This is a genomic window from Edaphobacter lichenicola, from assembly GCF_014201315.1.
Classification (GTDB): Bacteria; Acidobacteriota; Terriglobia; order Terriglobales; family Acidobacteriaceae; genus Edaphobacter; species Edaphobacter lichenicola_B.
In genome coordinates this window covers 365,108-378,235 of record NZ_JACHDY010000004.1, presented here as the reverse complement: position 1 = coordinate 378,235, position 13,128 = coordinate 365,108, and the positions used below count along the sequence as shown (strand labels likewise).

Genomic DNA, 13,128 nt, shown 5'->3' with positions numbered 1-13,128 from the left:
AACATAGGGACTTGGAGGGCCGTAAAGAGTACCGCCCTCCAAGCGAGCTAGAACGCGTACTTCAGCGAGAGCTGAAGGAACCGAGCATCAGGTGTGTTGTTCTGGAAAAACTTCGTTCCCGTGATCTGGCCAGCTTGCGGTCCGATACCGGTATTCGCAGGATTTCCATTCGTTGGGTGGTTGAGCAGATTGAAGGCGTCGGCGCGGAATTGCAGCGATTGTTCGCGGAAAGTGGGAAAAGTCTTGAACAATGACATGTCCACGCGCGAATAGCCGGGGCCGTAAATTTGGTTTGAGCGACCGCCAAGAAACGCGACAGCGGACGCGTAATCCGTGACGACGGTTGAACCCGTAATAAGGTTTCCGGGCAACGGATTTCTGAAGGCGCAGGGGTTATACCAGTTCGTCCGTGTTTTGACCTTTGTCGGACAAGAAGTCAAGCTGGGATTATTGGTCGTGTCTGGAGTTCCACCGGACTTGAACGGATCACCGACGAGGAGGGCACGCGCGGTTCCACCATTCGCAGTAGAGATGCTCGGCGACACTGTGAAAGGAGTGCCAGTTTGCACCGCAAAGACCACGCTTGTGGACCAGCCGCCAACGGTATATTCCGCGAGACGGGAGTTGTTCAGGAACGCGCGTCCCTTTCCGAAGGGCAGTAGATAATTTCCGTTCAGCGTAAAGCGGTGACGAATGTCGTAAGGCGAGTTCGTCCACTCCTGGCCATATGGAATTAGCGCCATGTTGCGGTCGCCGACTGCGGTCGAAAGTCCGCCCGCGTCGCTTGTGTCATCGAGCGAGTGCGCATAGGTGTACGTCGCAAGGAAGGTCAAGCCGTGCGACGTACGCTTTTCCAGCTTGGCTTGAAGTGAGTTGTAGTTGCTGTCGCCGCCGAAGTGGATTGTTCCAATGCCACTGAGGTCGGGAAATGGTTGGTACTGCTGCGTCGATACGCCGGGAGCAAAAAGACCGCGTATTGTGTTGGGATCGTAGTAGGTCGAGAGGTGTCTGGATGAGTTGGCGACGTAACTGACGGTCGCCGCAAGGTTCGGGGTGATGGACCGCTCCACCGTGAGGCTGTAGTTGATGGTGTAGGGTGTCTTGATGTTCGGATCAATACCGTGCAAGCCAGGAAAGGATACGAAGTTCTGCAGTCCAACCCCGGTGGCTGCAACCAGACCATTCTCCAGCGAGATGCCCTGCGACAACAGCGATGGACAGTTCCCTGAAGCGCAGTCCGGCGTTGGGAGATTGGCTCCGTTCGCCCAGGGGAAGTTCGTTCCCAGATTGGTGTTTCCCTGGCTCTGCAGGCCACCGTAGAAGAGTCCGAAGCCGGCGCGGACGACGGTCTTTTCATCAGTTCGGAACGAAGCACCCAGACGCGGCGCAAAGTTAAGGGTCTGTCCCGTCGCCAGCCGATCATTGTCGACGTACTGCAGCGAGACGTGGTCCTTGGCCAGCACGGCGAGGAACGGCGCGCCGAGGTCCTGATTGCGTGACCTGCTGGGAAGCTGATAGATGCCCGTTCCAGTACCGATGCCCAGATTGCCTGTCGAGATGAAGTTCGCCTGGTTGCCGGCGTTCTCCTTGTATGGCTCATAGTGGTCATAACGGACACCAACGTTGAGCGTCAGACGTGGCGTGACCTTCCAGTCATCCTGCAAATAGGCCGCGTTGTACCACTGCGAATCATTAATCGGAGGGCTATTCGCAATGGCGGCGGAGTTCATCTGCCCAAGTAGAAAGTCCGCCGGACCTGCGCCTGTTGTGATGGAACTTCCCACCTTGCCCGTGTACTGGCCGTTGAAATAATACTGGCCAATCGGGTTCGGGGCGTAGCGATCGAAGACGCGGATCGATTGAAACGACACGCCCGCCTTGAGGGAATGGTTGCCAATAGTGCGCGTGGCGTTGTCCAGAATTTGATAGACGTTCTGGGCCTCGTCCTGGGTGCCGACAGAGCCCCACTGGTTGATCTGGATCGGGCCGTATCCGAAGTAGCCCAGTGGAATGCCACCCAGTCCGGGACCGTTATTGGGAATGCCACCCAGTCCAAGCGATGCCGCCAGGGCGTAATCATTGGCGTTGGGTTGGTGATATTGCGAGACAATCCAGTTGTAGCCAAAGCGGAACTCATTGACGAGGTTCGAGGTGAAGGCATGGGATTCGCTGAGCATGAAGTTTTCAGCCAGATTCGTATCGTTCGCACCGCCAAAGCCGCCGCCATCCAGTATCGGCCCAAGCGGCAGGCCGTTCGTCTTGATCTCGTGCGCGTAGCTGAAACGCACGTAGGCCTGGTCCTTCGCGCTTATATTCCAGTCCAGTCGCTGATCCCACTGCACCGTGTTATCCGTCCGCGCGAGGTTCACGCGGTAGTTGTTGTAAGTCAGTCCCGATACGCCGAGGTTCGGCTGTGGGTACATGTTGATGATTTTCTGCGCAACGGGATCGATCTGGTTCTGGCAAATCACATTGTTAACACCGTTACAGGAAAGCGTGGTCGCGCCGCCCGAGTTCGGCGCATAGAGCTGAACCGGCACACCCTGGTTGTTGAGGTTGGTGTTCAGCAGTTCAGAGAAGTTACCGGTGCGCATCAACGCTGTTGGAACTGTGGTCGTGGTGGGCAAGGCGACCGAGATTCGATTGGCCTCGACGTCGCCGAAGTAGAACAGGTGGTTCCTCCAGAAGGGCAGGCCGATCGTACCGCCGAATTGGTTCTGGTGATAGGGCGAAATGGTGCTCGCGTCCCAGTCCTTCGAATCAAGGTTGGTATTGCGGAGATACTCCCAGAGATCGCCGTGAATGGCATTCGTTCCAGACTTTATGCTGGCGTTCATCACCGCGCCGGCGGAGTGACCAAACTCGGCGCTGAAGTTGCTTGTCTGGATGCTGAACTCGGCGAGCGCATCCGGGGGCGGACGCATTACGAAGCTCGAACCGTTGAGGAAGTCGATCAGATTGGTGTTATTGTCGACACCATCCAGGACAAAGTTGTTTTGCTCGGCGCGCTGACCATTCGCAACGAAGTCGCCCGTACCGCTGCCGCGGGTGCCTCCGAACGGAGGTGCGACGCCAGCCGTCAACTGCGCGATGTAGACCCAGTTGCGACCGTTCAGCGGCGTGTTGTTGATCGTCTCTGTGCTGATGACTTGTCCTACCGCAGCTTCCTGAGTCTCCAACAGAGGGGCACCAGTGGTCACCGTGACCGTCTCGCTTGTAGCGCCCGGCTGTAGCTTCAGGTCGATGTTAAGGCGCTGCTGAATATCGACGTGCAGGTTCGCCTGCTTCGTGGTCGAAAACCCGGGCGCGGAGGCACTCAGTGTGTAGTCGCCGATCTTGATTGGAGAAAAGACGTAGACACCGCTCTCATTGGCCTGGCGTTGCAGCACTAATCCTGTTTCCGGGCTCGTAAGCGTAACTTTCGCATTTGGGATCGCCGCACCCGAAGAGTCCTGCACGACACCTGTGATAGCTCCCTGATCCACCTGGGCATGTGCTGAACCGCATAGGGATAGAAGAAGGAGCAGCCAGACCATCGGCCACGACTTCCCTATCACCAGAAGACGCTTTTCAAATCTTAGAGCCACGTTTTCGCCTCGCATGTATATTTGCCTCCAACCTGCGCCGTAGATTTGGTACCTCGGCGCTTTTGCTTCTGACTTCCGCAATTCCTGAGGACCTCTGCCACTGAGGCGTTGAATAAAATCTCGAGTGATTCGAATTGCCTGAGTGGTACCGAGTTGATGTTTTCGCATTACAAAATGAATCCGGTTACATTTCGATGAGAAAAGTACAGAAGCCACATCTCGTTTGTCAATAAAAAATTAAAAGCACAGGTGAAAACGGACAGCTCCTCGCTGCAGCACATGCTCAACCCGCCTCTACAGGCTTCTGCTATCCTTCGCCGGAAGCAGGATTGACGCTTGAGGTTGGAAGCAATGCTGAGGTCAGCGTGCGGCCCATGGATCAATGCTGCGTCAATACTCCAGGTTATAGGTGCGGCCAATATACGGAAAGCTAGAATCATCCTCGAACTTCTATTGCCCGGATATCTCGCAGCATCGCTCCTGATCGGATGGGCAGCGAGGCGCAGATTTCGGGGAGCAAACTCATACCTCAACGCGACCCGATCCCTGCCTTCGGGTGTTGTCGTGCTCTCTTATGTCGCCGCTAACTGTGGAGCATTCGAGGTTATAGCGCTAAGCGCGGTAGCAGCCCAGTATGGGGTAGTGGCGTTTCACTTCTATCTGATTGGTGCTATCCCGGCACTCCTGTTTTCGGCACTTCGATTTCTGCCACTCTACCGTACCCTTTCGATCCGGAGCGTGCCGCAGTTCCTGGAAATTCGCTACGGACCCCAAATGCGTCTCCTGAATGCTTGCGTGGTCGCCTGTTCCCTCCTGCTGCTGGGCGGGGTGTCGCTTTTCGCTGTAGCCCAGTTTCTCGAGGTGGCAGTCGGATGGAGCTTCATCACTGGAGGCGTCGCCACTGCGATTGTCGTGCTGGTTTATATCCTTTTAGGCGGACTCCGCGCGACTATCTATAACGAAATACTACAGCTCACCGTCGTGCTTCTCGGACTCCTGCCTATCGGCTTTCTAAGTATTCGGTACCTGCTGGTTACAACCAGAACGGACCAAGTCTCGCTGGGCCACCTGTGGGTGGGTATGCCGACCGCGTCTGTGTCCAGTCCATTTGATGTTCTTGGGCTAACCGTGGGCTTAGGATTCGTACTCGGGTTCGGATACTGGTGTACCGATTTCGTGCTGATGCAACGCGCCTTCACTGCCCGCACGGAGTTAGCAGCGCAACAGGTGCCTCTGTGGAGCGGATTGGCGAAGCTCTTCTTTGCCCTGCTCGTCGTTTGCCCGGGATTGGTCGCAGCACGCCTCTTCACTCAATTGGGCACCACTGCACGATACGAGCAGGCTATCCCGTTGCTAATGCAAAGGGCATACGGCCCAGTCATGCTGAGCGTCGGATGTACCGCACTCGCCGCCAGCCTTCTGTCTGGGGTCGCTGCCAACGTCGCGGCATTCGCTTCAGTATGGACAGAGGACATCTATCGTACGCAGCTATGTCCCGGCCGTCGCGAAGAGCACTACCTGATCGTTGGCCGTTGTGCGGTTGTTTTTGCCGCCACTCTCGCAGTTCTCGATTCCTCCATCACGTTCTACTTCAGCAACATGATGGAGCATGTGCAGCTGATCTTTACTATCTTCGGCACACCGTTCTGGGCGATCTTTCTGGTCGGGATACTCTCTCCGCGCATCACAACGCGGGGTGCTTTTGCTGGCTTCCTTGCTGGAATGTGCGCCTCGATCTTGCACCTGACTGTCTCTATCTCAGGCTATCTGCGCTATGGATCGATGATGAGCGCCAGCTTTCATTCGGCCATATACGCCTTCTTTGTAACCTGCCTTGTGGCCGTGGGCGTCAGCATATTCGGACGGTCAGATTACGAATCCGGAACAGGGCCAACGCGGTGGTCACAGTTGAAATCAACTCACCGGGTGTATAGGTCGACGTGGGTACTCGCGATGATACTCATTGCTCTCTTGCTTAGCATTAACTGGCTGCTCCGGTAAGGACGTTGAGCATGCAATGTGGGATTTAAAGAGCGGTGCGGGTTGGTTTTGGACTTGTTCAAGCGATGACCTTCGTCGTCTCTTCGGAGTTTCAATTCACGGGCAGTCTCCCGCCGATAGCATGAGTAATCTCCAGGCAGGCCTGCTTCAGGATCTTACTTCCTTCGGCAAGACCTATCTTGGACTCGTTGTATTGAATGTAAGGAACCGTCAGAGCTCCGATGGCCGAGGCACGCTCATCAAAGATTGGACAGCTGATGTTGACAACACCACGGACCAAATAGCTCGGTTGTGTCTCATGCCCCTGCCGCCGAATGCGGGACAGGTGTTTCTTTAGATCTTCGGGAACCTTTTTACCCGTGGTGCTCTTCCATTCGGTCAGAGTGCGCTCAAGCTCTTCGTCTCCAAGGTGGGCAAGAATTACGTAACCAGACGCTGCTTCCATCAGGTCCACCGTCGAGCCGAGTTTGACGTAAAACCCCACCGGCGTCGGCGCATTCACCTGCGCAAGAATCGTAACCTGGGCACCTTCAATGATGCCTATGTGGCACGATTGATCCATTTGTTGCGTGACACGATGGATCACTGGCAGAGCTTCGGTGATTAGCCTCTCCGTCGGCGGATGCTCCTGTACCAGCGAGAAAAGCTTCAACGTCAGCGCGTAGCAATCGCCGTCGGTCTGTGCAATGTATCCTCGCTTTTCCAGACACACCAGCATGCGGAATATCTCAGACACTGTGCGATTAAGATGGCGTGAGATGGCGCTTTTGCTCAGGGCACCCGGATGGTGAGCGAGCAGTTCAATGACATCCAGCCCCTTTTCCAGAGCTGGCGTAGCATAAGTATTCTTGGCCGGTTTAGAAGCGGTCTTCACGGTTTTTCTGGATGCCATATTGAAGGGTCGAGAGGCGAACTCAGAATAGCAGATGCCTTTGCAGCCTACCGCCGAACAGCCTGACGTGCTGCCATCACTTTGCCGAGTGGCCAGCCTCCTCCGATGACCAATAGATTCCATGAGGAAACGCATACGTCTGGAGCGACTCCGGCTTGATCTCAATGCTGTAGCCTGGTACCTCCGGCAAATAGTATCGTCCACTCCTTACATCGACCGGGGTCACGAAGTGTTCGTGCAGATGGTCGACAAACTCAATGACCCGGTCCTCCATCGTTTCTGAAACGAACAGAAAATCAAACGCCGAGAGATGCTGCACATACTCGCAAAGCCCAACGCCTCCGGCATGTGGACAGACCGGAACGCCGAACTTCTTGGCCATCAGAATGATTGCCAGGTTTTCATTCACGCCCGCCACGCGACAGCTGTCGATCTGACATACGTCAATCGCTTCTGCCTGCATCAACTGTTTAAACATCACCTTGTTGTGGCAATGCTCGCCAGTCGCAATGCGTGTGGGCTTTGTCTCGCGGCGAATCCGTGCGTGCCCAAGAATGTCGTCAGGGCTAGTTGGTTCCTCCATCCACCACGGTTGGAGTTCCTGCAAAGCGCGAATGCGTGTGATGGACTCTTCTACTCCCCACTTCTGATTGGCATCGAGCATCAAGCGGTTTTGCCAACCGATCGCCTCTCGTACTATGCGGCCACGGCGAAGATCATCTTCGGGATCTCCTCCGACTTTCAGTTTGAAGTAGGTCCATCCGTCAGCCAGTGCTTCTTGCGCAAGTCGACAAATCTTCTCATCACTAAACCCGAACCAGCCCACAGAGGTCGTATAGGCCTGATAGCCTTGCGTGCGGAGCAGCTTCAAACGATCAGGCATCGTCTGCTTCGCCGTGCGAAGAATCTCGAGTGCCTCATCTGGCGAAAGAGCATCATCGATATAACGGAAGTCAATGGCAGATACGATCTGCTCTGGCGTCATATCTGCGAGCAATAACCAAAGCGGTTTCTCTTCCACCTTGGCGTAAAGATCCCACACCGCATTGATCACGGCAGCAGCAGCCAGATGAATAACACCCTTCTCTGGTCCAAGCCAACGGAACTGGCTATCTTCGAGCAGTTGACGGGAAAACGCCGCGAAGTTCTCCGTAATCTCGCTCAAACGACGTCCAACGACAAAGCGCGAAAGATATTCGATCGCTGTAACGCACAGTTCCGTTCCTCGGCCAAGCGTGAACGTGAGACCATGTCCACGAAGACCGCTGTCCGTCTCCAGAATGCAATAAGCAGAGGAGTAGTCTGGATCTTTATTGACCGCGTCAGAGCCGATGCTGTACTTCGAAGTAGGAAAGCGAAGATCAATTGTGTGGACCTGAGTAATACGAGGATCGCTGACGTTCATGCTGCTGTCCACCCTCCATCGATTGCAACGACGGCACCGTTGATAAACCCGGCTTCTTCCGAACAGAGATAGCGCACAAGGGACGCCACATCCTCAGGAGTGCCTAGGCGGCCGATCGGTTGACGAGACACGAGTTGCTCATGAACCTTCTCTTTTTCGTGTGCGTGAAACTTCTCCAGATAGCCTTCGACGAATGGTGTTTGCACAGTTCCCGGAGCAACAGCATTCACCCGCAACTCCTTCGGGTAATCCACTGCAAGCTGTCGCGTCATTGCCAGCACCGCTCCCTTGCTCGCGCAGTACGCAAAACGTTGCTTTACCCCAACCATTCCAGCGACCGAACCGATATTCACAATGCTTCCATGAGCTTGCAGAATTAGAGGCAACATCGCCTGCGTCACCAGAAAAATGGAGTAGACATTTACCTTCATCAATCGGTCAAAATCCTCGTAGCTCACCTCTGCGACAGTTCCTACATTCCCGATGCCTGCGTTGTTCACCAGAATGTCGAGCCTCGGCAAACTAGCAGCAGCGGCTTTCACGCTGGCCTCATCGGTGACATCGATGTGCAGTGCTGTTCCCTGCTTCAGCTGGTCAGCAAGCGACTTAGCCGCCTCGAAGTTGAGATCTGCAACCACCACTTCTGCGCCTGCACGGTCCAGTTCGCGGCAGGTCGCGGCTCCAATGCCGCTTGCTCCGCCAGTCACTAACGCTGATTTTTTATTCAGCCCAAATGCTTCTGCCACGTTGTCTCCTCCACGTGTGGTGATGGATTAAGCCTCGGCTCGCGTCCTGTTACGAAGCTCGCCCAGCCCTGCAATCGTAATTACGATCTCTTCGTTATCGCGCAGCCAGCGCTGCGGAGTGCGTCCGAGACCCACTCCCTGCGGAGTTCCTGTGCTGATAATGTCGCCAGCTTCGAGTGGAGTGAGCGAAGAGATGTGTTCAATGAGCTGAGGAATACGGAAGATCAGGTTCTTCGTATTGGAGTTCTGTAGCACCTCCCCGTCAATCGCAAGCTGTATATCGAGCGCATGAGGATCGGCAATCTCATCGCGTGTAACCACTGCAGGTCCTAACGGAGTGAAGGTAGGAAAGCTTTTCCCCAGCGTCCACTGCGAGGTCGCAAGCTGCACGTCGCGCGCGCTGACATCATTCACAATCGTGTAGCCGAAGACATGTTTTTCCCAGTCACGCGCAGCAATGCGATATCCGGGCTTGCCGATTACTACAGCAAGCTCTGCTTCATAATCAGGCTGCGCAGAGTTCTTCGGCAGGATCACCTCGGTATCCGGTCCTGTCACCGATGACGAGAGCTTCATAAAGACCGTCGGGACCACCTGTACCGTCATCTTCGATTCAGCGGCGTGCTCCTGATAGTTTAGGCCAACAGCAAAGATGCGGGGCGGCCGTTGGATAGGAGCTAACAGATGGATCTCGTCAAGTGCGTATGACGCGTTGCTACTCGTGGCGCCGCGGATAGCCTTGAGTGCATCTGCATCGCCCTCAATCAACTCCAGCGTGCTGCGAAAGCCATATTCCGTGATGTCGTACACTTTTTCTGACTCAAGCACGCCGGGCCGAGGCATTCTGTTTCCTTGCGCAAACGTTACTACTTTCATGAGCTCCTCTGATTCAATTCGACTCCTGACGTCAGATCATCATTACTGTTCGCAGGATAAGGGCTTTTCAAACTACAGCGTTCTCGTTATACAGCAGAGACCAGAATACGCAATATTATATGCGGAAAATTGTTTTTACTAGTAAATGATATCCTGGCCTGCGTCTGAGTTCGTCCAGAGATCGAGGCGCTGAAACTTGGCACCTTAACGGAGTGATCACTTTGCGTATCGATAGTCATCACCATCTCTGGAGATACGACCCGGCTGAGTACGACTGGATCTCTGATGAGATGTCAGACCTCCGCCGCGACTTTCTGAATTCGGAGCTTCGCTCGCAGCTTATCGAGGCAAAAGTGGATGGGAGCGTCGCGGTCCAGGCACGCCAAAGCCTCGACGAGACGCAATGGCTCCTCGAAATGGCGCAGGAGGCCCCTATCCTCGGTGTTATCGGATGGGCGCCGATCGCGGCAAAAGACTTCCCTTCGATTCTTGACGATCTGAGGCAGAATCCTCTACTGAAGGGCTTGCGCCACGTCGTTCAGGCCGAACCTTCTCAGTTTCTAACAAGCGTTGACTTCCAGAGAGGAATTCATCATCTCGCTGGGACCGACCTTGTCTACGATCTTCTGGTCTATGCTCATCAGCTTCCCGAGGGCATTGCGTTCGTCGATCAGTTTCCTGCTCATAGCTTCGTTCTCGACCACATGGGCAAACCTGCCATTGCGCGGCATGAAATAGATCTCTGGAGTCGCAATGTCCGCGAACTGGCCCAACGACCAAACGTCACCTGCAAGGTATCTGGACTCGTCACCGAGGCGAACCGAGCGACGTGGACACCGGAGTTGCTACGGCCTTATTTCGATGTGGTGCTTGAGAGCTTTGGCCCAGAGCGTCTGATGATTGGAACAGATTGGCCTGTCTGCACCGTCGGTAGCAGCTACTCGGAATGGTGGCATATTGTCGAAGGATGGACAGCATCGCTCTCCCCTTCCGAGCAGGCCTCCATTCTCGGTGAAACAGCAACTCGTGTCTATCGACTTTCCGGAGCAAGCGCCTGATGCATCCTTCTCTCCCTTTACGGACCGCAGAGACCAGCGAGATCTCGTCCTTTCTTCCAAAAGGCCTCATGCGCCCCTTTATTTTGGCTACCGGCCTGTTCTTTCTCTGGGGTGTCCCCAACAATCTGAATGACGTTCTGATTCGCCAGTTCATGAAGTCGTTCGCCATAAGCCGATTCCAAGCTGGGTTGGTGCAATCCGCTTTCTATCTTGGCTACTTTCTTCTTGCCCTGCCTGCTGGATTGCTCATCAAACGGTACGGTTACAAATCGGGTTTTATCACTGGCCTCCTATGTTTCGGTCTGGGTTGTATGCTCTTCTGGCCTGCGGCCATGACCAGCAGCTATGCCTTCTTTCTCAGCGCACTCTTCATCGTGGCAAGTGGCCTCGCCTTTCTGGAGACTGCAGCCAATCCCTTCATCGCGCAGCTAGGTCCAGCCACCAGCGCAGAGCGCCGACTGAATTTTTCACAGGCTTTCAATCCCATTGGTGCAATCAGCGGCGTCCTTATCGGGACAAGTTTCATCTTTTCCGGGATCGAGTTGACACCAGCGCAAAAAGCATCCATGCTCAGCAGCGGCACATACGTTGCCTATCTCCATCACGAAACCCAGCGAGTCGTCACTCCATACTTAGTGCTCGGTGTCATCGCTCTGGCCTGGGCAACTCTGATTGCTGTCACCCATTTTCCGCGCATCCCACGAGTAATTGAAGCCGCCGCTCCGTCATCCGGTTCGTGGAAACGACTGTTTCGTCATCGTCTGCTGATGTATGCCATCGTCGCGCAGTTTTTCTACGTGGGCGCGCAAGTTGGTACATGGAGCTACTTCATCCCATACGCCCAGGAGTACACCCACGTCTCAGAGCGCACCGCCGGACTTCTGTTGACTGGAACCCTTGTAGCCTTCGGCATCGGCAGGTTCGGCTCGGCGTATATCATGCAATGGCTAGCTCCCGCAAAGCTTATGACGGCCTATGCCATCCTGAACGTTTTGCTATTGGCTATTGGGATCTTGGCCTCCGGCTGGTATGGCCTGTTCGCGATTCTTATGACCAGCTTCTTTATGTCGATCATGTATCCCACCATCTTTGCCATTGGCATTCGCGGTATGGGAGAAGAGACAAATCTCGCCGGATCACTGATCGTCATGGCCATCCTCGGTGGCGCTATCTTGACCCCCGTTATGGGACTCATCTCCGAATATTCCCGCAGCATGGCTGCTGCATATCTCGTCCCCGCCGTCTGCTACCTCGTAGTTGCGGCGTTCTCATCACAGACCCCCGCCGTGGGGACTACAGCATGATCCAGGACTCAGTCCTTTCCGCGATTAAGGCGCACGCTTCGCCGCCAATGCCCAAACACAGCCGCCCTATCGTTATCATCGGGGCGGGAGGCATCGTTCGGTCCGCACATCTGCCTGCGTACCAAAAGGGCAAGTTCTCGGTCATAGGTTTGATGGATCAGAGTCTTGAACGAGCAGAGTTACTGGCTAAGAGTCACGCCATCGCTCGCACCTTTGACAATATCGACAGTGTCGTGCAGTTCGCGCCCGATGATGTCGTCTACGACATCGCCGTACCTGCTTCGCAACTATCGCATATCCTTCCTCACATTCCTGATGGGTCCGCTGTCCTGATGCAGAAGCCTATGGGAGAGACACTCAAAGAGGCGCGCCTCATTCGCGATCTCTGCCGGACCAAGGGACTCACGGCCTCAGTCAACTTCTCCCTGCGTTATTCCCCTAACAATCTGGCTATCTCAGCCCTGGCAAGGGCAGGTTTGCTAGGAGATCTCCATGATCTTCAGGTTCAAACCACTACCTATACCCCCTGGGATCTCTGGACCTTCCTCGCCACCGCCCCAAGAGTTGAGATTATGTATCACAGCATCCACTACTTCGACCTGATTCGTTCCTGGCTCGGAAACCCAAATAGCGTCTACGCTAAAACCGTAAACGACCCTCACACGGCTAACTTGGCCGCAACCAAGACCATCGCAATCCTGGACTACGGCGGCAACATGCGGGTTTTCGTTGCAAGTAGTCATCACCACAACTTTGGCCAGAAGCATCAGCACAGCTTCGTCCAGTGGGAAGGTACTCGTGGTGCGGCTCGCATCAGCATGGGCTTGAATCTGGACTACCCCATGGGGGTTCCCGACACAGCCGAGTTTGCCGAGCGGGGATGCACTGAGGACTGCTGGCAGGCACTTCCAGTTGCCGGAGCTAACATTCCCGACGGCTTTATCGGAACGATGGGTGCCCTTCAGGCCTTCGTCGAAGGCTCAACAGCCAGCCTCCCGACCCACTACGAAGACGCCTTTCAAACCATGGCGCTGGTGGAAGCGCTTTACCGCTCCAGCGAGCAAAGCGGAGAGGTTCTGCAGCTTGGTGACTGACACTGTCTCCAAGTGCAGCCAATGAAAAGAGCTCAAATAGAGGAACGAGTCGCTTTTATGGCCTGCGAACCCCAAAGACTCATGCCACCCTGGACTTACTCAGTAAACATCTGATTATTAGAACATCTTGCTCTTGGGCTTTTTTTGATGGTCCTGTGAGTTCAC

General features: G+C 54.9%; 9 protein-coding genes. 4 read left to right on the top strand and 5 right to left on the bottom strand.

The window, feature by feature from the left end; translation table 11 throughout:
* Positions 1–47: 47 nt before the first annotated feature.
* Positions 48–3,587 (bottom strand): TonB-dependent receptor, encoded by a 3,540-nt coding sequence (locus HDF09_RS15140; RefSeq protein WP_311719640.1) that lies wholly within the window; start codon positions 3,585–3,587, stop codon positions 48–50.
* A 351-nt stretch (positions 3,588–3,938) separates the two neighbouring features.
* Between HDF09_RS15140 and HDF09_RS15135 the strand changes: the two genes are divergently transcribed.
* A complete protein-coding gene (locus HDF09_RS15135) occupies positions 3,939–5,588 on the top strand; it encodes a sodium:solute symporter family transporter (RefSeq protein ID WP_260181358.1) in 1,650 nt (549 codons plus the stop codon).
* Positions 5,589–5,679: 91 nt separating this feature from the next.
* Here the strand turns inward: HDF09_RS15135 and HDF09_RS15130 are convergent, their stop codons facing one another.
* From HDF09_RS15130 to HDF09_RS15115, 4 genes are all read right to left on the bottom strand, one after another.
* The gene (locus HDF09_RS15130) at positions 5,680–6,462 is read right to left on the bottom strand and encodes an IclR family transcriptional regulator (RefSeq protein WP_311719638.1); all 783 of its coding nucleotides are present in this window, start codon (positions 6,460–6,462) and stop codon (positions 5,680–5,682) included.
* A 94-nt stretch (positions 6,463–6,556) separates the two neighbouring features.
* Complete coding sequence (locus HDF09_RS15125) at positions 6,557–7,885, bottom strand: enolase C-terminal domain-like protein (protein ID WP_183767771.1); 1,329 nt, start codon at positions 7,883–7,885, stop codon at positions 6,557–6,559.
* On the bottom strand, positions 7,882–8,631 hold the full coding sequence (locus HDF09_RS15120; protein WP_183767769.1) for an SDR family NAD(P)-dependent oxidoreductase: 750 nt from the start codon (positions 8,629–8,631) through the stop codon (positions 7,882–7,884). The genes HDF09_RS15125 and HDF09_RS15120 overlap by 4 nt, the downstream gene beginning before the upstream one ends.
* A 27-nt stretch (positions 8,632–8,658) precedes the next feature.
* Positions 8,659–9,474 (bottom strand): fumarylacetoacetate hydrolase family protein, encoded by an 816-nt coding sequence (locus tag HDF09_RS15115; protein WP_183767767.1) that lies wholly within the window; start codon positions 9,472–9,474, stop codon positions 8,659–8,661.
* 254 nt (positions 9,475–9,728) lie between these two features.
* On the opposite strand from HDF09_RS15115, the gene HDF09_RS15110 reads away from it, so the two are divergent.
* The 3 genes from HDF09_RS15110 to HDF09_RS15100 are packed head-to-tail and all read left to right on the top strand — an operon-like array spanning position 9,729 to position 12,963.
* Positions 9,729–10,565 carry an amidohydrolase family protein gene (locus HDF09_RS15110; protein WP_183767765.1) on the top strand — a complete coding sequence of 279 codons (837 nt, stop codon included), beginning with the start codon at positions 9,729–9,731 and terminating at the stop codon, positions 10,563–10,565.
* Complete coding sequence (gene fucP / locus HDF09_RS15105; protein ID WP_260181331.1) at positions 10,565–11,869, top strand: L-fucose:H+ symporter permease; 1,305 nt, start codon at positions 10,565–10,567, stop codon at positions 11,867–11,869. Before HDF09_RS15110 ends, fucP begins: the two co-directional genes overlap by 1 nt.
* Positions 11,866–12,963 carry a Gfo/Idh/MocA family protein gene (locus HDF09_RS15100; protein WP_183767763.1) on the top strand — a complete coding sequence of 366 codons (1,098 nt, stop codon included), beginning with the start codon at positions 11,866–11,868 and terminating at the stop codon, positions 12,961–12,963. The genes fucP and HDF09_RS15100 overlap by 4 nt, the downstream gene beginning before the upstream one ends.
* Positions 12,964–13,128: the final 165 nt, after the last annotated feature.

Excerpts from the sequence above, each read along its gene's own strand:
- HDF09_RS15135 (WP_260181358.1), top strand. The coding sequence starts at position 3,939 with ATGCTGAGGTCAGCGTGCGGCCCATGGATCAATGCTGCGTCAATACTC.
- HDF09_RS15125 (WP_183767771.1), bottom strand. The coding sequence starts at position 7,885 with ATGAACGTCAGCGATCCTCGTATTACTCAGGTCCACACAATTGATCTT.
- HDF09_RS15115 (WP_183767767.1), bottom strand. The coding sequence starts at position 9,474 with ATGCCTCGGCCCGGCGTGCTTGAGTCAGAAAAAGTGTACGACATCACG.
- HDF09_RS15100 (WP_183767763.1), top strand. The coding sequence starts at position 11,866 with ATGATCCAGGACTCAGTCCTTTCCGCGATTAAGGCGCACGCTTCGCCG.
- fucP (WP_260181331.1), top strand. The coding sequence starts at position 10,565 with ATGCATCCTTCTCTCCCTTTACGGACCGCAGAGACCAGCGAGATCTCG.